This is a genomic window from Moritella sp. PE36, from assembly GCF_000170855.1.
Lineage (GTDB): Bacteria > Pseudomonadota > Gammaproteobacteria > Enterobacterales > Moritellaceae > Moritella.
Map to the genome: position 1 here is coordinate 26,105 of NZ_ABCQ01000003.1, position 21,381 is coordinate 47,485.

The window sequence follows — 21,381 nt, forward strand, 5'->3', positions numbered from 1 at the left end:
CGATAGCACTAACGTAAATATTCACTCGCAACGGCATGCAATGCACGAATATGTGCTTCATCGTCATTTAAACAAGCAATGAAACGATAATCGTCACCACCGGCATTCACAAATACTGCTTTGTTTTCAATCGCCATTTCTTCTAATGTTTCTAAGCAATCAACCGCAAATGCAGGTGCAATGACATCTAACGATTTAGTGCCACTTGCAGCCAGTTTCACTAACGTTTCATTGGTATACGGCTGTAACCATTCAGCTTTACCAAAACGTGATTGATAACTATGTACCACCTCATCTTCGGTAATACCTAAACGCGCACAAAGCAGCGCGGTTGTTTCAACGCAATGATCAGCATAGATATCGCCTTTTTCTACAAGGAACTTAGGGATGCCATGATAAGACAGTAACAACTTCTCTGCTCTGCCATTCTCTTGCCAATGACGTTCGATGCTTAGGGCTAATGCGTCAATATAAGTATCATGATTATGATAATGCTTCACTAAGCTCACACTCGGAGCATCGATAGTTGCTTGCAGATAGCGAGCTACCTGATCAAATACCGGCGCAGTTGTCGTTGACGAATACTGCGGAAATAATGGAAGCACCACAATATGTTCAGAACCCGATTGCTGTAACTTAGCTATCGCCGCTTTAATACTGCGTTCACCATAGGTCATTGCCAGTTCAACATTGACATTTTGACCCGCTTCTTCGAATAAGGAAGACAAGGCTTTTTGCTGTAATAGACTGTAATGTAATAAAGGTGAACCATCGTCAAACCAAATAGACTGATAGGCTTTAGCAACACGTTTACAACGCAAAGGTAAAATGACACCGTTTAATAGTGGTAACCAAAATAATCGTGGAATGCTAACAACGCGAGGATCAGAAAGAAACGGTTTTAAAAAAGCTTTAACGCCCGCAGGTGTTGCCGATTCTGGCGTACCAAGGTTAACCAATAAAATACTTTGCTTAGTCATATTACACATAATCACTATTCGTTAAACGAGTATGCACATTCTATGTGATTAAGCGTATTGGATCCAATAACTCACTGAGATTTAGTTATAAAAAAACCCCGAGCACGCTCGAGGTTTCATAACCGTATACAAATTAATCGACAGAATACTCTCTCAATTAAGAGCCAGACTAGCCAAGTAATTCAGCTAATTGCTTGCTTACCGCATCAACAGTTTGTGTACCGTCGAATGTAACATATTTGCTGTTACCTGCTTCCGCTTCTTTGCCATAATAAGCAATAAGTGGTGCAGTTTGGTCATGGTAGATACCTAAACGTTTACGAACAGTTTCTTCAACATCATCCACACGGATTGTTAATTCGTCACCAGTTTCGTTATCTTTACCTGCCACTTTAGGCGGATTATAAACAGTGTGGTAAACACGGCCAGAAGGAGCGTGAACACGACGACCACTCATACGTTTAACGATTTCTTCATCAGGCACGTCAAATTCAAGTACGAAATCAACGTCAATGCCGTTTTCTTTCATAGCGTCAGCTTGTGGGATAGTACGTGGGAAACCGTCTAGTAGGAAACCTTTTGCACAATCTTCTTTCTTAACGCGATCTTTAACTAATTCAATAATTAGTCCGTCAGATACTAGTTGGCCACTATCCATAACAGCTTTAACTTTTTGACCTAACTCAGAACCTTCTTTAATAGCAGCTCGTAGCATATCACCAGTAGAGATTTGCGGAACACCATAATTTTCCATGATGAACTGTGCTTGAGTTCCCTTTCCTGCACCTGGTGCACCTAATAAAATAATACGCATAAATTGCCCTTAAATTGATTTTAACTTGTTTAAATTACTTAAACTGCTTAAATTTTAGAAACGCTAGACTACACGTGAAATCCGATGTGTTCAAGTCCAGCCCAGCTTTGTTGCTTTTTTGTATATAACTTTGTGAGTAGTACGCTAAAAAAACATATCCACACTGTTAAATCTTGTTAAATGTACTTAACGGATAAGACGATTCATGCGTGCAATGAATGCCGCTGGATCATCTAAGCTACCACGCTCAGTCAACTGTGCTTGTTCTAACAGTAGCTGAACCCAGTCTGCAAATACGGTTTCATCTGTTTCATCAGCAACACGTTTAATCATTTCGTGCTCAGGATTTAGCTCAAAAATGTACTTCTGTGGTGGTACAGCTTGGCCAGCAGATTCCATTAACTTGATCATTTGACTGCTCATGCCATCTTCATTTGTAACAATACAAGACGGTGTTTCTGTTAGACGATGAGTTAAACGAACATCGGCTACTTTTTCACCTAGTGTTGACTTCGCACGCTCAAGGAAACTTGCAAATTCTTCTGTCGCTTCTTCTTTTTCTTTTTTCGCATCTTCATCATCTAGCGCGCCAAGGTCAAGATCGCCTTTAGTTACAGATACAAGTTGTTTACCATCAAAATCTGTTAGATGTGATAATAACCACTCATCAATACGGTCAGTTAATAGTAATACTTCAATGCCTTTTTTCTTGAAGATCTCAAGATAAGCACTCTTCACAGCAGTTGTGTAGTTATCAGCGGTGATGTAATAAATCTTGTCTTGGCCTTCTTGCATGTTTTCGATGTATTTACCGAAACCAACTTCTTGTGCAGCGCCGTCAACAGACGTTGAAGAGAAACGTAATAAAGAAGCAATCTTCTCTTTATTCGCCATGTCTTCAGCTGGACCTTCTTTAAGTACTTGACCGAATTCATTCCAGAATTTCAAGTATTTCTCGTCATCATTTTTCGCCATGCGTTCTAGCATAGTTAGTACACGCTTAGTACAAGCAGTACGTAATGACGTTGTGATCTTATTATCTTGTAAGATTTCACGAGAAACGTTTAGTGGTAAATCGTTTGAATCTAACACACCCTTCACGAAACGCAGGTAAGTTGGCATAAACTGCTCTGCGTCATCCATAATGAATACACGTTGCACATACAGTTTTAGACCGTGTTCTTTTTCACGGTTCCACATATCAAATGGTGCGCGCGCTGGGATATAAAGTAGGCTAGTATATTCTTGCTTACCTTCTACACGGTTATGGCTCCATGTTAGTGGATCTTCAAAGTCGTGGGCAATGTGCTTATAGAACTCATTATATTCTTCATCTTTCAGCTCATTTTTCGATAATGTCCACAATGCGCTTGCACGTGTTACCGATTCCCATTCGCCTGGTACTGCAGGTGTTTTTTCACCGTCAGGACCATCTGATTCAGGTTGTTCTTCTTTCCACATTTCAACTGGGATACTGATGTGATCAGAGTATTTGTTTACGATTTGACGCAGTTTCCATGCATCCAATAAATCATCTTCGCCTTCACGCAAGTGTAAGATAATTTCAGTACCGCGGCTTTCTTTGGTGATATTAGTTAGACGGTAGTCGCCTTCACCTTCTGATTCCCACTGTACCGCTTGGTCCGCTGCTGCGCCCGCTGCACGTGTATTCACTGTTATCATGTCTGCAACAATGAAACCAGAATAGAAACCAACACCAAACTGACCGATTAATTGCGAATCTTTCGCTTGATCGCCAGATAGGTTGCCAAAGAATTCAGAGGTACCAGAACGTGCTATCGTACCTAGGTGTGAGATAACGTCTTCACGTGACATGCCGATACCGTTATCATCAATCGTGATTGTACGGGCCGTTTTGTCTAACGAAATGCGTACGCGTAACTCACCATCATCGCCATATAAACTATTATCAGATAATGCTTTAAAACGAAGTTTATCGGCTGCATCTGCCGCATTAGAGACGAGTTCACGTAAAAAGATTTCTTTATTTGAGTATAAAGAATGGATCATTAATTTAAGCAGTTGCTTAACTTCAGCTTGAAAGCCGTGAGTCTCAGTATTAACTGTATCAGTCATTACTTGTTCCTTTGTTCTAATGGGGTGATTCATATTCAGATAACAAACTATCTGAATATATTTGTTAATAGATAGATGGGTTTGTTATCAGTGTTTTCAAGGGCAGTTTATAATTTTTATCTGTGACCTCTAACGCAACAACTATAAAACACACTAAAAAATAACATTAAATATAATAAAGTCCTTGCATATTAGTATACTAACCACCAATATATTGCGCACAACTTAAATTAAGTATCACACATTAGCACTCGTGCTCATTCTATTATTAAGGAACTTAAAATGACTAAGCTTTATGATTTCGAAGTAACTACGATCACAGGTGAACAAAAAAAACTCAGTGATTATAAAGGTCAAGCAGTGTTGATTGTAAATACAGCGAGTAAATGTGGATTCACTAATCAATATGCCGAATTAGAAGAGTTACAGCAAACCTATGCAAGTAAAGGATTAGCTATTCTGGGGTTCCCTTGCAACCAGTTTAAGCAACAAGAAAAAGGCTCAGATGCTGATATCAACGCGTTCTGTCAGCTTAATTTCGGTGTCACCTTTGATATGTTTAGCAAGATTGATGTGAATGGTGATAATGCAGCCCCACTTTATAAATGGCTTAAGTCAGAAGCCACTGGGTTGTTAGGTAGTAAAGGCATTAAGTGGAACTTCACTAAATTTTTGGTTAACCGTGACGGTGATGTAGTCGATCGCTTTGCACCGACACTCTCGCCAAAAGGCATGGTAAAAGATATTGAGAAACTGCTGTAAGCCCTCCGCAGGGCTAGCACTTAGCCCTGCTCTGTCGTATAGTATGCGCAATTCATTATAGGAAGGCTTTACATGTTTCGCGACAATCCACTACTATCTCAATTAAAACAGAATATGCGCCAAAACACGCCGAGTGTAGAAGGCACAGTTAAAGGCACTGAACGTGGTTTTGGCTTCCTTGAAGCGGATGATGGCGAAAGCTATTTCATTGCCCCGCCTCACATGAAAAAAATCATGCATGGCGATAGAATTAAAGCATATATCGAAACTAACGGCGATAAAACATCGGCAGAACCAGATACCTTAGTTGAAGCTAAGCTAACGCGTTTTATTGCCCGTATTAGTATGACTAAAAATAAGCTAACTGTTCTTGCAGACAGCCCTGTTATCAACATGCCAATTAGAGCTAAGTTAGTTGGTCTGGGCAAGCAAAAAGTTAACGACGGCGACTGGGTTGTAGCACAACTAAAATCTCACGCATTAAAAGATGGTAGCTTTGCAGCTGAAGTAACGGGTTTCGTTGCAACAGCAACCGATCCAAATGCACCATGGTGGGTAACACTAGCACGTCAAGATCTAGCTAAAGATGTACCAGCGATGCCAGATTCTGTTGAATTTAAAGATGATACAACACGTATTGATCTAACAGATAAGCCATTCTTTACTATCGATTCAGCGTCAACACAAGATATGGATGATGCCCTGCTTATTGAAAAAACAGCAGAGGGCAACTTAAAAGTGACGGTTGCGATCGCCGATCCAACATCATATATCCCTGCCGATTCAGAATTAAACAAAATTGCAGCAGAACGTGCTTTCACCGTGTATCTACCGGGTCGTAATATCCCAATGATGCCACGTGAATTAAGTGATAGCGTTTGTTCATTAGTTGCTGGCGAAAAGCGCCCGACATTATGCTGTACTTATACTATTCAAGAAGATGGTGCATTAGCAGAAGAATTTGAATTTTTCACTGCATGGATCACGTCACAGCACAAACTGTCTTATACCCAAGTATCTAATTGGATAGAAGAAGTATCAACTGAATGGCAACCTGAAGCACAACTGGCAGAACAGCTACAGTCATTGGCTACGTTTGCTCGTCATCGTCAACAATGGCGTAAAAACAATGCCATCGTGTTCCCTGACCAACCAGATTACAGCTTTGAGCTAGATGAAACCGGTAACGTACTGGCTATTCATGTAGAGCACCGCCGTATTGCCAATCAAATGATCGAAGAAACAATGGTTGCAGCGAACATTACAGCGGCACGTTTATTCCGTCAAAATGGTGATGTTGGTGTATTTAATACCCACGCAGGTTTCGATCCAGAGAAAATTGATTTGGTTGTCGAATTATTAACTGAGCATGGCATTGAATGTACTAAAGAGCACATCCAATCACTACCGGGTTATGTTGAATTACAACGTACGTTAGCTGAAAAAGCCAATCCAGCGTTAGACAGCCGTTTACGTCGCATGCAAAGCTACAGCATAATCAGTGCAAGTGCAGAACGCCACTTCGCGATGGGCTTAGACGGTTATGCAACATGGACGTCACCTATTCGTAAATATGGTGACATCATTAACCACCGTCTAATCAAAGCAACATTGACCAATGGTTCTGCACCGTCTGCAACTGAAGATGAAGTGATCTTAATGTCAGAACGTCGTCGTCAACACAGAATGGCTGAACGTGATATCTCATCGTGGTTATACGTGGACTACCTAACACCTGCAGTAGAGAGCAAACAAGCATTCGAAGCAAGTATTATGGATGTGAACCGTGGTGGTTTACGCGTGCGTTTACTTGAAAATGGCGCGGTTGCATTTATCCCTGCTAGCTTATTACATGATAATAAGAAAGAAGTTAAATGCTTAGTTGAAACTGGCCAAATCAGTATTAAAGATCAAGTTGAATACAGCCTAGGTGACGTGATTTACGTTAACATTGCTGAAATCAACAAAGAAAAACGTAACATTGTTGCTAAACCAGTTGAAAGAATAGCGAGTTAATCGCTACAACGCTGTTAACGAGGGCAAGGTCATTTGCCCTCGTTAAATAATAAACCCTATCTCACCCCAATGTCGTTGTCGTTCCGTGTTCAATTGCACAATTAATTTAAGCGCATTATTTGGATCTATCTGCCAGCTGGCATTAATATCCGGATTTAACGCCGTAAACTCCGCCAGCATGTTTTTTAAATGCGTCAGCATTACCGTCGTGACTTGCGCACGCTTCGGCAGATCAATTACAAACTTAAAGGCTTGTAACTCCATCATTTGGTATTGCTGTAACACAAAGCCTAAATCAGCTAACGTTTGTTCATACTTTACCTGCTCTTTCACCAGCGTAAGATCCACACTCGCTTGGTGGTCAAACCTTATCGCATCCGCATAAATACCATCAACATTCACCAAGCCTTGCGTTGCGCTAGCATCATACATTGACAGAATAGCCATTTCTTTCGCATAAGAACTATTGGCATTAGTAAAGATCAAACTGACTGTTGCCGTCAAACAAACAACAAAGCATAAAAATAATAGCTGCTGGGCTAATACCTGTTGATCGTAGCGACATTTCCATAACGTGTTTAGTTTTAATATCGAGTTCATTTCCGCTGCTCATTAATCATCAATGAGGCTATTAAAACAAACAAGTGTGGCGATTAAATTTCACTAAAATGGCAAGAAAAGATGAATTATGACTAAATGTGGCAATAACATTATCAAGAGACTTAGGAAGTGGGCTAACGATAAAAACAAGGCGTGGTAATTTAGTATTATGAAAAGTACCCAAACTACAGAGTGGAAACACTCGTAAATTGTAGTTCAGGTTAACTTAATAGGTTGCTCAACAGCGAATCATCAACTAGCGACAATGCAAGAATTCAGCTCTTGTTTCTGGACGTGATTTAAAAATACCACCCAAAGATGTGGTTGTTGTTTCGCTTGTTGCATCCATTACACCACGTGCTTTCACACAATAATGCGTCGCGGTAATGCTTACGGCAACATCTTGCGAATCAAGCAAGGTTTGCAACGCAACTAAGATTTGTTGCGTTAAACGTTCTTGCACTTGTGGACGGCGTGAGAAAAACTGCACGATACGGTTAATCTTTGATAAGCCAATTATTTTACTGCGAGGAATATAGGCAATAGTAGCTTTACCATCGATAGTAATAAAGTGATGTTCACAAGTACTTGTTAACGTAATATTACTTACCTTAACCATTTCATCCACTTGCATTTTATTATCGATTAAAGTGATTTTAGGAAATGACGCATAATCCAAACCTGAGAATATTTCATTCACGTACATTTTTGCAATACGGTGTGGCGTTTCAGCCAAACTATCATCACTTAAATCGAGCTCTAATAGTTTCAGGATCTCGGTAAAATGCGATTCAATGCGTTCTTTCTTCTCTGTGCTTGATAGTCCCGTTCCGATCATCGGAGTTTCTAACCCTCGCTCTTCCAAAACTGAACGAACTAATAAAGCTTCTTTACTTAGGCAGGTCATTAATTACTCCACAAACGGATCGACTTAAGAAATATGGGCGCATAATAACACCTAACAATTAATAAGATAAACAAATTAGCTGAAATAGCGTTAATTAAGCTTTTTATTGTTATAGATCCTATCGTCAACCTGCCGAGTTTGTCATAATTAACGACATAACAAAAAATAACCAACAAGGGTATGTAATGGGATGTTGTGATGTACAAGGGCTAAAACCACTGGATTTAGCGATGCAAGAGATGTTAGCCAATATTGATGCAGTAAAAGAAACACTGACATTAGATTTAGCGGATGCGCTCGATTATATTCTCGCTGAAGACATTTCCTCTCCAATGAATGTCCCGCCTTTTGATAATTCAGCAATGGATGGTTATGCAGTTCGGATCTCAGACCTTACTCAATCAATGACCCTACCACTTGCAGGTAAGGCATTTGCTGGTCAACCATTTAATGGCGATTGGCCACTCGGTACTTGTATCCGCATTATGACTGGCGCGCCAGTACCGAAAGGTTGCGAAGCCGTTATCATGCAAGAAAGAACACAAGTGGACGGTGAGCAAATCACCTTCGAAAACATACCACCAATGCATGACAATATTCGTAATGCCGCTGAAGATATCGCTATCGGCCAAGCCGTACTAACTAAAGGTCGTCGGCTTACCCCTCGTGATATTCCCATGCTAGCAACTATTGGCATTGATAAAGTGACTGTGTATCGTCGTTTAAAAGTCGCTATATTCTCAACAGGTGATGAGCTAAAAAGCTTAGGCCAACCGCTTGCAGATGGTGAGATTTATGACAGTAACCGTTACAGCATCAACGCCATGTTATCGCGTTTAAATTTAGACATCATCGATTTTGGTATTATCCCTGATAACGAAGTCCTGCTACGCGAAACCTTTATCAAAGCCGATGCGGTTGCAGACGCCGTGATCACATCAGGTGGTGTATCCGTTGGTGAAGCTGACTACACTAAAATATTACTCGAAGAACTGGGGGAAATTGGCTTTTGGAAACTGGCAATTAAACCAGGTAAACCGTTCGCATTTGGTACGCTGCCAAACAGCAAATTCTTTGGTTTACCCGGCAACCCGGTATCTGCGACGGTGACGTTTCACCAACTCGTGGTACCCGCATTAGCTAAGATGACCAACCAAGTTTATACACCGACACCACGTTTCAATGCGATTGCGGCAACGAAAATGAAAAAAGCACCTGGTCGTATGGACTTCCAGCGCGCTATTTATAGTGTCAATGCGCAAGGTCAACTTGAAGTCGTATCAACAGGTAGCCAAGGGTCTGGCGTTTTCAGTAGTTTGAGTCATTCAAACTGCTATGCCATCATCGAGCAAGATCGCGGTAATGTTGAAATTGGTGAAACTGTCACTATCGAACCATTTAACGAGATCCTAAATTAATGACCAACCCAGCTATTGGTGGCGACTTGCCTTCCGAAGACATTCTATCTTCGGAAGAAGAGTTACGCTATAACCGTCAAATTGTCTTACGCCACTTTGATTTTGACGGTCAAGAAGCCTTGAAACAAGCAAAAGTCTTGATTGTTGGCGCTGGCGGTCTTGGTTGTGCGAGCAGTCAATACTTAGCATCTGCCGGTATGGGTCAGATGACATTAGTCGATTTTGATCATATTGAATTATCCAATTTACAGCGTCAATTACTGCACCGTGACAGTCGGATCGGTGAATTTAAAGCAATTTCAGCGAAATATGAACTTGAGCAAATAAACCCGCATTGTAAAGTCCAGGCTATCACCAACAAACCGTCTGAAGATGAATTAGCTCATTTAATCAGACAGCATGATATCGTGCTTGATTGTACTGATAATGTAGAAACACGCGAACAAATTAACCGCGCTTGTTTTGCATTAAAAACACCCTTGGTGTCCGGTGCTGCGATCCGTATGGAAGGACAAATAAGCGTCTTTACCTATGCGGATGATGAACCTTGCTATCAATGTTTAAGTCAATTATTTGGAAGTGGTACGCTTAGTTGTGTTGAATCTGGCATCATGGCACCTATGGTGGGTATTATTGGAGCCATGCAAGCGATGGAAGCCATTAAGGTCGTCGCTAATTTTGGGTCGCCAATGATAGGAAAAATCTTACTTGTAGATGGTCTTACACTGTCATTTCAACAGATGAAATTACCAAAACTACCAACTTGTTCTGTATGTCATGCCCCACGCATAAAATAAATGTGATTAGATAGCGCGATTATTTAGCTTAATCGCGCTACACACCGATTAAAAATTACCTACTAAAAAGTTCTATAAGAAAATATGGGCGAGATAAGCAACCAATAAGCAATACACAAGGTTGGCAATTAAGCTCGCTTCCAAACCCACAAACCAATATAACAAGCCTAAAGTTGAAGACGCTATAATGGTTATGATAACGATAAAAATGATCAGGTTTATCGATAAAGTAGCCGTGATCACTGCCACCAATAAAGCCATCAACAATGACAGGATAATTGATGAAATAACAATGCTTCCTGTGGTTAATTTAAACTGTGACGGTGTTGTTTCAAAGACCATTAACCTTGAGAGTACTATTGATAGCGGTAACATTAATACTGACAAATACAATGTACTCGAAAATATAGCCGTGAGTACAATTAACACAAAGTCTAACGAGCCAAATATTTGATGATACTTAAGGAACGCCTGCGGTAAATGGGGCTCTGCGATCACAAAAATCAAACTACATAAAATAGCAGTCAACAAACCAAAACAAGCACCAAATACAAGAGTCATTCGTAAATCAGATAAGAATCTATTACCGTTTGTCTGTTGGGATGACGGAGACACGTTAGACACGTTAGACACGTTAGACACGTTAGACACGCAAATAATGCCAAAATATGCAGAACAAGAAAGCGCTAAAAATCCTACAGCCACTAACGGCGCAATAAAATTACTTGTTAACCCAATGCCCATTGGTAAACCAGAAAACAAAAATGATGCTATGTTCGCTCTTTCAGCAAACACAAACCCACTAACCACTAAAAAAGCGCAAGTAAACATCAAGCAGCGTTGTAATGTAGAGTAGTTATTCAATACGTCCTCGAATAATGTTATCTGTCTCTTCGATTGTTGTTCAATCATATCTTACTTACAAAAAATGAATTTAACGTTACCTATCCCCGGCGTTAATTTTACTAACACCCCAAAGGTCGTAACTACAAATGGGTAATGATATATACAATTCCATATATTACAAGTCCAATGGCAGATTTTATCAGGCAAACCTCTGCATTCATGTATCAAATCAGTACAACACAGTGTAACGTTTTGCCATGATCAACATATATACCCAAGTTACTTCAAGATGCTATATCAGAGATGAGATGGGAATAAAACGTCGTTATCGACACTATACTGAGTGTAGGAATTAGAAATATCAACCTTATTAGTTTGAATCATAAGGATTTTTTATTATTTAATTTCATACCTAAAATCAAAATAAAATGATGTATTATTTCAAAAATAAAGGTAATATTCGAGTTGTGACTCAACTACTCATTAGTAGGTGCATTACAAGGTTTCAAATTGTAATTATATTTAAGTACTTATTGATTCAATAATTAGATAAAGGAATATAGCATGACAGACCTACGCGCTAAATTTGACGCTACAGTAGACCAAGTTCAAAACGGCACGGCCAAAAAAAAGCCTTCACAAGAAGTTAAATTAGAATTTTACTCATTATTCAAACAAGCAACTGAAGGTGATGTCGCGGCTAAGAAGCCCTCTATCTTTGATATGGTTGCTTTTGCTAAATGGACAGCATGGAATAAATTACGTGGTTTATCTTCCGACCAAGCAATGGAAAAATATATTGCACTAGTAGAAGAAGAAAACGCGGCTTAACTATTACAAGGTATTATAGCTAATTACAAGGTATAGCTAAATAACACCTAGTCTGTGACCTGTTGTCAGTAAATAGTACTATTTACTGACAACTTTTAGAGTAGAACAACTACTCATTATTGAATATATTTTAAATCTCACTCACACTATGTCTTAATAGAAGCGCTTTCCTACTTTCTTTTGGTGGAAAAACCACTGTCTACGAACACGCTTACTCATCATCATTCCTTAATTTTATCGTTAGCATATGCTTCTTCACTGTCATCCAGTGCTAACCTACATTTATAACAATTTCAATTTATTAGCTTTATATCAACCACTTACAAATACGACATAGTGGTCTACACACCATTAAACTAGAAATAAATAATAACTTTTCAATCGTTACAGTCGACCTTAATTCAAAAATTAGATCGTGATATAGATTGGATGTTATATGAACTGATATTGAATAAAATAGCAGTTCCAGCGGCTGAAAATACATCAAACGGCCCCTGAAAATATTAAATTTGCTAATAAAAACAACAATCTCATAAAAATAATGAACGAGTGTATTGCTATGAAACTTTAACCATGTATAATTCGTCTTAAGAAATTAGGCTAGTTTATATCGGTAGAATGAGCTTTAGTTGATACTTGTATCTATTATTGTTTTGTATTGTTTATATAAGTTACACCCTGGTTTTTTAACAAATTTTTTAATAACGTACATACAGGGTTTTTTAATATGTCTAATACAGTAATCGGTAAAGTAAAATTTTTCAACGAAGCTAAAGGTTTCGGTTTCATCGAGCAAGAAAATGGCCCAGATGTATTCGTACATTTCAGCTCTATCTTAGTTGATGGCTTTAAAGTACTTACTGACGGTCAAAAAGTTGAGTTCACTGTAGGCCAAGGCCAAAAAGGTCCTCAAGCTGAGAACGTTAAACCTCTTTAATAGTTTACTATTAATCGGTTAAACAGATATCAAAAAAGGTGAACTTAGTTCACCTTTTTTATTACCTAAAATTTATGACATGTAATGTGGCATTAGGTTTAGGTAATACAAAAGCCAATGAGACATCTCATTGGCTTTTTTTATACGTATGACTTCGCGCTAAAATACTTGGACTACTTAGTAATTACTTCCAGTTGCTTCTCTCTCGAATTAATACTCTCAGTTAAGCTTTTCAATACACCATTACTGATATTAAAAATCCAACCATGAATGGTTAACTCTTCGCCTTTGCGCCAAGCTCGTTTCACAATGGTGGTATTGCAGACATTTCTAACCTGCTCGACAACATTCAATTCACACATACGGTCAATTTTATCTTCGCCAGTGACATCTTTTAACTCGTCCATGTGGAAACGTTCTACATCTTTAATATGACGTAACCAATTATCAATCAAGCCATGCTGCTCATCGCCCATGGCGGCTTTAACACCACCACAACCATAATGGCCACACACAATAATATGCTTAACTTTAAGCACCTCGACGGCGTACTGGATCACTGATAAACAATTTAAGTCAGTGTGCACAACAACATTAGCAATGTTACGGTGAACAAAAACTTCCCCCGGAGGCAGGGCCATGATCTGGTTTGCAGGTACGCGACTATCGGAACAACCGATCCATAGATACTCAGGTGATTGTTGTTTAGAAAGTTGCTCAAAAAAGTCAGGGAACTGTTCATTAATCTGTGCTGACCATGCGCGATTACGTTCAAATATCGATTTAATAGTACTCAAGACTACGCTCTCTGATTATGATAACTACATTTTGAATCCTTAAACTAGCTTGTTTAATCAATATATTCAACTGATAAATAAGTAATCTTCGGATATAAGCCACTGGACTTATGAGTGTCATAATTAAAAAAAACACTGTACAAGCCAGATATAAAAAAGCACCCAATCAAGGGTGCTTTAAGTTAAATCACAAGGTGAGCGCTAAGTTATTTAGCGACCTCCGCTTGCTTGGATAGACATGATTTCAGCATGAAGAAACCAACGATACCAGACAGTAATGAACCCAAGATAATACCAAGACGCTCATCAAATAATAAGTTTGTACCCGTCTCTTCGAATGCTAGTGAACCAATAAATAAGCTCATGGTGAAACCAACACCACATAAGATGGCGGTACTGTATAAAGAACACCAGTCCATACCTTTTGGCATTTTTGCAATCTTACATTTAATTGCCAACCAGCATAAACCAAAGATACCAACTTGCTTACCAATAAATAAGCCTAACGCAATACCCATCGGCACAGGGTGTAAAATTTGTTCTAGACCAACACCCGATAAATTAATCCCGGCATTTGCAAATGCAAAGACAGGTAAGATAATAAAGGCAACAACGAAGTGTAGACCATGTTCCATCGACTTCAGTGGTGAATGTGATTTATCTTTTGACTGCATCGGAATAAACAGTGCAAGGATAACACCAGCCAATGTCGCATGAACGCCAGATTTCAGCATCGCTACCCACATCACAATACCAACGATGATATACAATGCTTTCGAATCAACATTACGTTTATTGAAATAAGCCAACACAGGTATACATAATGCTGTAACAATAAGTGCTGCAACCGAAATCTTCGATGTATAGAAGAAAGCAATAATCAGGATCGCACCAATATCATCAAAAATAGCTAACGATGTTAAAAATATTTTCAAACTAACAGGTACACGAGAACCTAATAGACTCAAGATACCTAACGCAAATGCAATATCTGTTGCAGCAGGGATAGCCCAACCACTTAATGCGGCGGGATCATCTATATTAAAGTAAACATAAATAAGCGCAGGGAATAACATACCACCGATAGCACCAACGCCCGGTAGGATAATATTACGACGATCAGATAACTCCCCTTCGACTAATTCTCTTTTTAGCTCAAGTCCAACTAAAAAGAAGAACACTGCCATTAAACCATCATTAATCCAAAGTAATAATGGTTTCGCGATCTCTAAACCGCCAAGCTTGATCTCTACTGGAATTTCCAGAAATAATGCATATAAACCTTGTGCAGGGCTATTAGCTAAAATCATAGCTAATACAGCTGAGAACATTAAGATAATGCCACCCGCTGATTCTAGTTTAAAGAAACTAGTTAAAAATGAATCTTGTGTGTTGTTCATGCTTGTCCTTATACTTATATATTCATCTATAAATGGTCGCTCAATACAATACAACGCTAGTCCATTACACCAGTATAGAATGAAGATATTTCAGTATTATCAAATACTATTAATTAAAGAGTAATTATACTTAATGCTATTTAAGGTGCTTGCCACCGTTTCTGTTCATTCGACATAATATGACACATAAAATGTGGGAATTACACATAAAAATATCAGATACAGTTCTTTAAAATAACCATAAATGGCTAAGTTACATTGCTAAAACAGCTGTAAAACCTATCAAAACCAAAAACAAACACAGAATAGAAATAAAATCCTACTCAGAAGGCACTTAATTAGCTACCTAAGGGACGATCTAAATATAACTCAAACTAATATCAGCTGAATTCTCAACAATGCTTTAAAAAGGCTTTTAGGGTAATTTAATGAAGAATTAAATATTTAAGATGAGTATGAAAAGCAATCAAACGCACAAAAAAAGACCTGTTAGCATAAACTAACAGGTCTTTGACGCTAAGCTCGTTGAGCTATCGTAATGACTTATGTGGATTAACCGTTAATTAACTTAGCTGCATCCGCATCTAAAAACCACTCAGTTTTACCCTGACTTGCTTTTACTTGTGCTGCAGGGTAAGCCAGTGCGGCATCATCATTATCATGAATTTGCTTGATCACTTGTGCTTTACCTTCACCCATCACTAAATAGCTAATACGTTCTGCATTTGCTAACAGACGTGCCGTTTTAGAAATACGATACTGTCCTGATTCTGGGTGCTGCGCAATAATTGCAATATTTTGCTCATTATAATCAGTTTGACCTGGGAATAATGAAGCTGTATGCCCATCGCCGCCCATGCCAAGCAAGATCCAATCAAAACACGGCAGACCATTATTAGCCGGAATACAATCTTGCATCTCTTGTGCAAAACGAACCACTTCTTGCTCTGGCGCATTTTCACCTAAAATGCGGTGAATATTCTCAGCAGGTAATGCTACTTGTGAAAATAATAACGCTTGCGCTTCACCAAAGTTACTTTCAGCATCATCAGGTGCTACGCAACGTTCGTCACCCCACCAGAAGTGTAAGTTGCCCCATTCAATACTTGTTGAAAATGGTGCCTTCGCTAATACTTTGAACAGAAGTTTCGGTGTACTGCCACCTGATAACGAGATATGCACAGGCTTATCTTGCTTACTGTATTCAACAAGCGAGTTAGCTAATGATTCAACAACTTGTTGAGGTGTTTCAAAAATACGATAATCCATCATGATCCCACGCTACTATATTATTTACTGAGTTATACTGAGTTATTACTTAATTAATTACTTCTTCGCTAGAAAAGCGCCATTCACGGCCGTCTTTTTCTAACATCTCATCTGCTCGGTTCGGACCCCAAGTACCACACTTATATCCAAATAAAGATTTCACTTCTTTTTTGTAATCTAAGATTGGCTGCACGTATTCCCAACACGCTTTAACCGCATCGGAACGAGCAAATAAAGTCGCATCGCCTTTCATACAATCCAGTAGCAAGCGCTCATAAGCCGTTAATAAATTATTTTCTTCCAGGCTATTATAATTAAAGCTCATTGATACCTGTTGCGCAGTAAAACCTGCACCCGGTTTTTTCAAACCAAAATCCATCTGAATCGATTCATTTGGTTGAATACGTAAGATCAACTTATTCTCTGGGGCATTTTGACCGAACACTGGATGTGGGGTTTTCTTAAAATGAACCACAATTTCAGTTAGACGTTCTGGCATACGTTTACCGGTACGTACATAGAAAGGTACACCGTTCCAACGCCAGTTATCAATCATCATCTTCATGCCTACATACGTAGGTGTACGTGAATCTTCATCAACGTCTTTTTCACTACGGTAACCAGGCAATTCTTCGCCATTTACAACACTCTTTGTATATTGACCAAGTACTAGATTCTCTTTTAAATCTTGTTCTTCAAGTGGACGTAAGCTTTGAATAACTTTAACCACTTCGTTACGCATCGCATCCGCGTTAATAACCGCAGGCGGTTCCATCGCAACTAAGGCTAGTACCTGTAACAGATGATTTTGCAGCATGTCTCGAACCGCGCCAGAATGATCATAATAACCACCTCGCTCTTCAACACCTAAACTCTCTGCGGCAGTAATTTCCACGTAATCAATAAAACTACGGTTCCAAAGTGGTTCAAAGAAACCATTTGAAAAGCGGAATACTAATAGGTTCTGTACTGTTTCTTTACCTAGGTAATGATCGATACGGTAAACCTGACGTTCACGGAAACAAGTATGTAGATGTTCATCTAACTCGTTGGCTGACGCAAGATCATAACCAAACGGTTTCTCAACGATTAATCGTTTCCAACCGTTACGGTCTTTATTCAATTTATGTTTAGCTAAATTAGTTGAGATGGCTGCATATAGGCTTGGTGGCGTTGCCATGTAATAAATAGCATTGCCAACCGTATTATGCTTCTCAGATAATATTTCTAAGCGTTCTTTAAAGGCAACATAACTATCAGCATCTGTCATATCCATCGATATATAATACAAATGTTGACAGAATTCTTCAGCTTGCTGCTGAGAGACGCCTTCACTTTTGATTAAATCATTAGTTACTTTCTCACGAAATGAATCATCCGTGAATGCTGTTTTACTCGCACCCAAAATAGAAAAATCTTCAGGTAACAGTTCATTGACATAAAGGTGATAAAGCGCGGGGAGTAACTTTCGTTTTGTTAAATCACCCGAAGCACCAAAAATGACGATACTGTTATTCTCAGGTTTTACCATGGTTTTATTTCCTAAAGATTTTATCGAAAAGATTAGAATATATCGCTCTAGCCAGTCCGTATTGCGAGTAGATAACAGACTAGGGCGCGGCATTATCACTCAAAATGGCCGAAAATTAAAATGGTTTCAGTAATATATCCACCAAATACCCACAAATAAGTACTTGATTGAAAGTGTATTGCAAATTTAACGGCTTTACACTTTCGAATGAAACAAATAATCGAAAGTTTAGAAAGTGAGACAGGTTAAATCAATGTTAACAGATGTATAAATTATCAGCGTAAATTAAGTGTTCAGTCACTCTAGGCAATCGCCAACTAACTTAATATCAACAGTGGTAATACTCTCATTACTATAACTTGCGATATATGATAACGCACAATCAGTCGACTCAAGCTTATTCATCTTAATCCAACTAGTTTTGAAGCTTTCGAATTTACAAGTATACATCCCGTCAATCGAGGTTACAGCTTCACCTTCGACAAGTTGTGCTGTGGTAAGCCCTAAAATATGACATATTTCACTCGGATGAAGCAGTTTACCAGCCACCTGGTAGTACTGTCTTACATCGTATTGAACATAGCTCTGACCATTAATCGTCTGTTTTCGCGATTCAATATTTGAGGCTGTTTTCAAGGTATCAACGGCGCTAGTCAACTTACCGCGTAAATCATTAAGTACTGCCACTTTAGCTTCGCGATGTGTTTTTGTATATTCCGGAATAGCGAACATAGCTAAAATAGAAAGCACAGCAATAACAAATGTTAGTTCCAGTAATGAAAAACCCATTTTTTCATTCATTAAAATCTAATACCTTAAAATTTCCAATTAATTCGGCCAAATATTAACACAGCCAAAGGATATAAAAGACTAATAATACAATCATTTTAATGTATATATAGTGTTGATTTGATACAGTGAAACAATGTTAGATAGTTTAATTTCACTATCTTAAACGTTTTCTGTTGGAGTTTATAAATGCGACCTATACGCCCTGCTATTGTTTACTCGTTTCGACGCTGCCCTTATGCAATGAGAGCACGACTTGCTATTTGTTATAGCCAAGTTGAAGTTGAATTGAGAGAAGTGGTATTAAAAGATAAACCAACAAGTTTATTAGCTTATTCGCCTAAAGGCACTGTGCCCGTGTTGGTTACCCAGGATAAAAAGGTCATTGATCAGAGCCGCGATATTATGCAGTGGGCGCTGTCACAAAATGACAGTAATGATTGGCTCCGTAAAAATCAGCCACATTTACAAAAACAAATTAGCTCACTGATCGATGAAAATGATAACGAATTTAAAACCATCTTAGATAAATATAAATACGCCGATCGCCACCCAGAATATACTGAAACGGAATACCGTGAACAAGGTAGCCATTTTCTCAATCAACTAGAACTGCTGCTGACCTTACATAGCAACCTTATTAGTGACGATGTGAGTCTAGCCGATATCGCAATTTTTCCTTTTATCCGTCAATTTGCAAGTGTTGATAAAGCTTGGTTCGAGCAATGCCCCTACCCTAAATTACGGGCTTGGTTAAACCGCCACACAAGCTCTGCATTATTTACTGATATTATGTATAAATACCCGCAATGGTCAGCCGGTGACAAAGCAGTTTATTTTGCATCGACATAGACACAAAAAAGCCAGACCTCTACTTTAGTCTGGCTTTTTTCATCTAAATGTTCTTTGAATTGCATTACTTTTTATTAGCACAAATGTTGTGATTATTTCATTACAAGGTAAACAGTATCATCTTTTTCGTATACTTTAGACAGTTCGTCGCCGTCACCTAATACCACTACGTTTTGACCCGATTTAGTTTTCGGTTCACCACTCACGACATCAATGATGATAGCAGCACCAATCGCGGCTAATAATGGGTTTTGATACCAAGCAGGACGTTGGTAACCATTCACGATAACAACAGGTCGGCCACGATAAATAGGAGCTCTGATTACTTTAGCTGGCGCTCTAACTACTTTACCAGATTTTCCTACACGACCATGCTCTTGACACTGAACCCCACCAGCACGTTTGCAGCCTACAGCTGCGTCTGCAGTTGTAATTGCAGATACGTTAAGCGTCAAAAATGCAGTGATCATTATAAGTAACTTTTTCATCGTAAAACCTCAATTGATTTGATGACGAAATAGTACTTGATAATAGGAGGGGGGAATATTTCGTTTGAAATTTAATTAATCCAAACGAAATATTTAGCCTAATTATTTATAATATAGTTTATATATCAATAACTAGAAATTGTAATAAATGTCACTATTATGCAATTAGCATGCGGCGCGCACTATCAACAACGACCTTGATTGATGACATTTCTACCGCTTTCATTGCTGCTTGATCTGGGATCTCTTTTTGCGTACGGTTAATGATCACACCGGCTACACAACCTGCTTTAAGTCCTTGGCTTGCACACATAGTAAATAAAGTAGCAGATTCCATTTCAAAGTTTAATACACCCATTTCTTGCCATTCTTGCATTGAACCTTGGAAACGGCGAGTAACACGACCCGAGAATGTATCGTAACGCTCTTGGCCTGGGTAAAAAGTATCGCTCGATGCCGTTACGCCCATGTGTACTTTAATTCCTGCAGCATCAACAGCCGCTTTCATTTCTGTTGCGACAGTAAAATCAGCAACCGCTGGAAATTCCATAGGCGCAAAATGCAAACTGGCGCCATCAAGACGCACTGATGCTGTAGTGACAATCATGTCACCAACATTAATGTTTTCTTGGATCGCACCAGTGGTGCCAACACGTAAGAAAGTATTCACACCAAGCTGAGCAAGCTCTTCAACCGCGATAGATGTTGATGGGCCACCAATACCCGTTGAGCATACAACAACTTTCTTGCCTTCTAGCTCGGCTAAATAAACTGTGTATTCACGATGACTTGCTAAAAATTGCGGGTTTTCCATCTGCGCTGCGATCTTTTCGACACGAGCAGGATCACCCGGAATAATAGCCAATTCGGCACCTTTTAAATCAGATTTATTAATACCAAGGTGAAAAACATTTGCAGTAGTCATAGCGTATTCCTTAAAACTGAGAGAATCATTATAATAGAAATCATATAACGATATTAAAATAACGGTAAATATTATAAAACAATCATAATTCAGCATGTATATCTATAAAGTGATAATAATCACATATCTCATACATGATAGCTTTAAATATCGACATTGCTGGATTTATGAACAACATACAAATGTATTTCAAGTGAAGGTCATTAAAATGCAGCTATCACAATGTTAAAAGCAGCTCAAACCTCTTGGGTATTTAAACTTACTTGCTCCATCCTGCTAAGCTTGTTATAACCATTACAGTTCTTCTCTATTTCTGGTATTTCTT

Annotated in this window: 20 protein-coding genes; 7 read left to right on the plus strand and 13 right to left on the minus strand. The window is 38.8% G+C overall.

Features of this window, described 5'->3' with window-relative positions:
* Positions 1–8: 8 nt before the first annotated feature.
* From hemH to htpG, 3 genes are all read right to left on the minus strand, one after another.
* A complete protein-coding gene (gene hemH, locus PE36_RS03045; RefSeq protein WP_043993775.1) occupies positions 9–989 on the minus strand; it encodes a ferrochelatase in 981 nt (326 codons plus the stop codon).
* Positions 990–1,149: 160 nt separating this feature from the next.
* The gene (gene adk / locus PE36_RS03050; RefSeq protein WP_006030486.1) at positions 1,150–1,794 is read right to left on the minus strand and encodes an adenylate kinase; all 645 of its coding nucleotides are present in this window, start codon (positions 1,792–1,794) and stop codon (positions 1,150–1,152) included.
* A gap of 186 nt (positions 1,795–1,980) precedes the next feature.
* Positions 1,981–3,891 (minus strand): molecular chaperone HtpG, encoded by a 1,911-nt coding sequence (htpG, locus tag PE36_RS03055; protein WP_006030487.1) that lies wholly within the window; start codon positions 3,889–3,891, stop codon positions 1,981–1,983.
* A gap of 282 nt (positions 3,892–4,173) precedes the next feature.
* Here htpG and PE36_RS03060 point away from each other — a divergent pair, with 282 nt between their 5' ends.
* Together PE36_RS03060 and PE36_RS03065 are read left to right on the plus strand one after the other, a co-directional pair.
* Positions 4,174–4,653 carry a glutathione peroxidase gene (locus tag PE36_RS03060; protein ID WP_006030488.1) on the plus strand — a complete coding sequence of 160 codons (480 nt, stop codon included), beginning with the start codon at positions 4,174–4,176 and terminating at the stop codon, positions 4,651–4,653.
* A gap of 72 nt (positions 4,654–4,725) precedes the next feature.
* Positions 4,726–6,669: an exoribonuclease II gene (locus PE36_RS03065; protein ID WP_006030489.1), complete on the plus strand. Its 1,944-nt coding sequence runs from the start codon at positions 4,726–4,728 to the stop codon at positions 6,667–6,669.
* Between the two features lie 42 nt (positions 6,670–6,711).
* Here PE36_RS03065 and PE36_RS03070 read toward each other — a convergent pair whose 3' ends face one another.
* Together PE36_RS03070 and folE are read right to left on the minus strand one after the other, a co-directional pair.
* Positions 6,712–7,269 (minus strand): hypothetical protein, encoded by a 558-nt coding sequence (locus PE36_RS03070; protein ID WP_006030490.1) that lies wholly within the window; start codon positions 7,267–7,269, stop codon positions 6,712–6,714.
* A gap of 256 nt (positions 7,270–7,525) precedes the next feature.
* Entirely contained in the window at positions 7,526–8,176 is a 651-nt protein-coding gene (folE, locus tag PE36_RS03075; protein ID WP_006030491.1) for a GTP cyclohydrolase I FolE, read from the minus strand.
* 185 nt (positions 8,177–8,361) lie between these two features.
* Here folE and moeA point away from each other — a divergent pair, with 185 nt between their 5' ends.
* Both moeA and moeB read left to right on the plus strand, forming a co-directional pair.
* Positions 8,362–9,594: a molybdopterin molybdotransferase MoeA gene (gene moeA, locus PE36_RS03080; protein WP_006030492.1), complete on the plus strand. Its 1,233-nt coding sequence runs from the start codon at positions 8,362–8,364 to the stop codon at positions 9,592–9,594.
* Positions 9,594–10,391, plus strand: coding sequence for a molybdopterin-synthase adenylyltransferase MoeB (gene moeB, locus PE36_RS03085; RefSeq protein WP_006030493.1), 798 nt, complete (start codon positions 9,594–9,596; stop codon positions 10,389–10,391). Before moeA ends, moeB begins: the two co-directional genes overlap by 1 nt.
* Positions 10,392–10,463: 72 nt before the next feature.
* On the opposite strand, the gene PE36_RS03090 is transcribed toward moeB, so the two are convergent.
* Complete coding sequence (locus PE36_RS03090) at positions 10,464–11,303, minus strand: hypothetical protein (RefSeq protein WP_043993777.1); 840 nt, start codon at positions 11,301–11,303, stop codon at positions 10,464–10,466.
* 498 nt (positions 11,304–11,801) lie between these two features.
* Here PE36_RS03090 and PE36_RS03095 point away from each other — a divergent pair, with 498 nt between their 5' ends.
* Positions 11,802–12,068 (plus strand): acyl-CoA-binding protein, encoded by a 267-nt coding sequence (locus PE36_RS03095; protein ID WP_006030496.1) that lies wholly within the window; start codon positions 11,802–11,804, stop codon positions 12,066–12,068.
* Positions 12,069–12,795: 727 nt separating this feature from the next.
* On the plus strand, positions 12,796–13,005 hold the full coding sequence (locus PE36_RS03100; protein ID WP_006030497.1) for a cold-shock protein: 210 nt from the start codon (positions 12,796–12,798) through the stop codon (positions 13,003–13,005).
* A 173-nt stretch (positions 13,006–13,178) separates the two neighbouring features.
* On the opposite strand, the gene can is transcribed toward PE36_RS03100, so the two are convergent.
* From can to PE36_RS03125, 5 genes are all read right to left on the minus strand, one after another.
* Positions 13,179–13,802 carry a carbonate dehydratase gene (gene can / locus PE36_RS03105; protein WP_006030498.1) on the minus strand — a complete coding sequence of 208 codons (624 nt, stop codon included), beginning with the start codon at positions 13,800–13,802 and terminating at the stop codon, positions 13,179–13,181.
* Positions 13,803–14,008: 206 nt separating this feature from the next.
* Positions 14,009–15,202: a Na+/H+ antiporter NhaA gene (gene nhaA, locus PE36_RS03110; RefSeq protein WP_006030499.1), complete on the minus strand. Its 1,194-nt coding sequence runs from the start codon at positions 15,200–15,202 to the stop codon at positions 14,009–14,011.
* Between the two features lie 552 nt (positions 15,203–15,754).
* Positions 15,755–16,474, minus strand: coding sequence for a 6-phosphogluconolactonase (gene pgl / locus PE36_RS03115; protein ID WP_006030500.1), 720 nt, complete (start codon positions 16,472–16,474; stop codon positions 15,755–15,757).
* Positions 16,475–16,520: 46 nt separating this feature from the next.
* Complete coding sequence (gene zwf, locus PE36_RS03120; protein ID WP_006030501.1) at positions 16,521–18,002, minus strand: glucose-6-phosphate dehydrogenase; 1,482 nt, start codon at positions 18,000–18,002, stop codon at positions 16,521–16,523.
* 297 nt (positions 18,003–18,299) lie between these two features.
* Positions 18,300–18,803, minus strand: coding sequence for a Tfp pilus assembly protein FimT/FimU (locus tag PE36_RS03125; RefSeq protein WP_006030502.1), 504 nt, complete (start codon positions 18,801–18,803; stop codon positions 18,300–18,302).
* Between the two features lie 177 nt (positions 18,804–18,980).
* On the opposite strand from PE36_RS03125, the gene PE36_RS03130 reads away from it, so the two are divergent.
* Entirely contained in the window at positions 18,981–19,643 is a 663-nt protein-coding gene (locus tag PE36_RS03130; RefSeq protein WP_043993779.1) for a glutathione S-transferase, read from the plus strand.
* Between the two features lie 92 nt (positions 19,644–19,735).
* On the opposite strand, the gene PE36_RS03135 is transcribed toward PE36_RS03130, so the two are convergent.
* Together PE36_RS03135 and udp are read right to left on the minus strand one after the other, a co-directional pair.
* Complete coding sequence (locus PE36_RS03135) at positions 19,736–20,131, minus strand: hypothetical protein (RefSeq protein ID WP_006030504.1); 396 nt, start codon at positions 20,129–20,131, stop codon at positions 19,736–19,738.
* Positions 20,132–20,288: 157 nt separating this feature from the next.
* Positions 20,289–21,056 (minus strand): uridine phosphorylase, encoded by a 768-nt coding sequence (udp, locus tag PE36_RS03140; RefSeq protein WP_006030505.1) that lies wholly within the window; start codon positions 21,054–21,056, stop codon positions 20,289–20,291.
* Positions 21,057–21,381: the final 325 nt, after the last annotated feature.

Excerpts from the sequence above, each read along its gene's own strand:
- hemH (WP_043993775.1), bottom strand. The coding sequence starts at position 989 with ATGTGTAATATGACTAAGCAAAGTATTTTATTGGTTAACCTTGGTACG.
- adk (WP_006030486.1), bottom strand. The coding sequence starts at position 1,794 with ATGCGTATTATTTTATTAGGTGCACCAGGTGCAGGAAAGGGAACTCAA.
- htpG (WP_006030487.1), bottom strand. The coding sequence starts at position 3,891 with ATGACTGATACAGTTAATACTGAGACTCACGGCTTTCAAGCTGAAGTT.
- PE36_RS03060 (WP_006030488.1), top strand. The coding sequence starts at position 4,174 with ATGACTAAGCTTTATGATTTCGAAGTAACTACGATCACAGGTGAACAA.
- PE36_RS03065 (WP_006030489.1), top strand. The coding sequence starts at position 4,726 with ATGTTTCGCGACAATCCACTACTATCTCAATTAAAACAGAATATGCGC.
- PE36_RS03070 (WP_006030490.1), bottom strand. The coding sequence starts at position 7,269 with ATGAACTCGATATTAAAACTAAACACGTTATGGAAATGTCGCTACGAT.
- folE (WP_006030491.1), bottom strand. The coding sequence starts at position 8,176 with ATGACCTGCCTAAGTAAAGAAGCTTTATTAGTTCGTTCAGTTTTGGAA.
- moeA (WP_006030492.1), top strand. The coding sequence starts at position 8,362 with ATGGGATGTTGTGATGTACAAGGGCTAAAACCACTGGATTTAGCGATG.
- moeB (WP_006030493.1), top strand. The coding sequence starts at position 9,594 with ATGACCAACCCAGCTATTGGTGGCGACTTGCCTTCCGAAGACATTCTA.
- PE36_RS03090 (WP_043993777.1), bottom strand. The coding sequence starts at position 11,303 with ATGATTGAACAACAATCGAAGAGACAGATAACATTATTCGAGGACGTA.
- PE36_RS03095 (WP_006030496.1), top strand. The coding sequence starts at position 11,802 with ATGACAGACCTACGCGCTAAATTTGACGCTACAGTAGACCAAGTTCAA.
- PE36_RS03100 (WP_006030497.1), top strand. The coding sequence starts at position 12,796 with ATGTCTAATACAGTAATCGGTAAAGTAAAATTTTTCAACGAAGCTAAA.
- nhaA (WP_006030499.1), bottom strand. The coding sequence starts at position 15,202 with ATGAACAACACACAAGATTCATTTTTAACTAGTTTCTTTAAACTAGAA.
- pgl (WP_006030500.1), bottom strand. The coding sequence starts at position 16,474 with ATGATGGATTATCGTATTTTTGAAACACCTCAACAAGTTGTTGAATCA.
- zwf (WP_006030501.1), bottom strand. The coding sequence starts at position 18,002 with ATGGTAAAACCTGAGAATAACAGTATCGTCATTTTTGGTGCTTCGGGT.
- PE36_RS03125 (WP_006030502.1), bottom strand. The coding sequence starts at position 18,803 with ATGAATGAAAAAATGGGTTTTTCATTACTGGAACTAACATTTGTTATT.
- PE36_RS03130 (WP_043993779.1), top strand. The coding sequence starts at position 18,981 with ATGCGACCTATACGCCCTGCTATTGTTTACTCGTTTCGACGCTGCCCT.
- PE36_RS03135 (WP_006030504.1), bottom strand. The coding sequence starts at position 20,131 with ATGAAAAAGTTACTTATAATGATCACTGCATTTTTGACGCTTAACGTA.
- udp (WP_006030505.1), bottom strand. The coding sequence starts at position 21,056 with ATGACTACTGCAAATGTTTTTCACCTTGGTATTAATAAATCTGATTTA.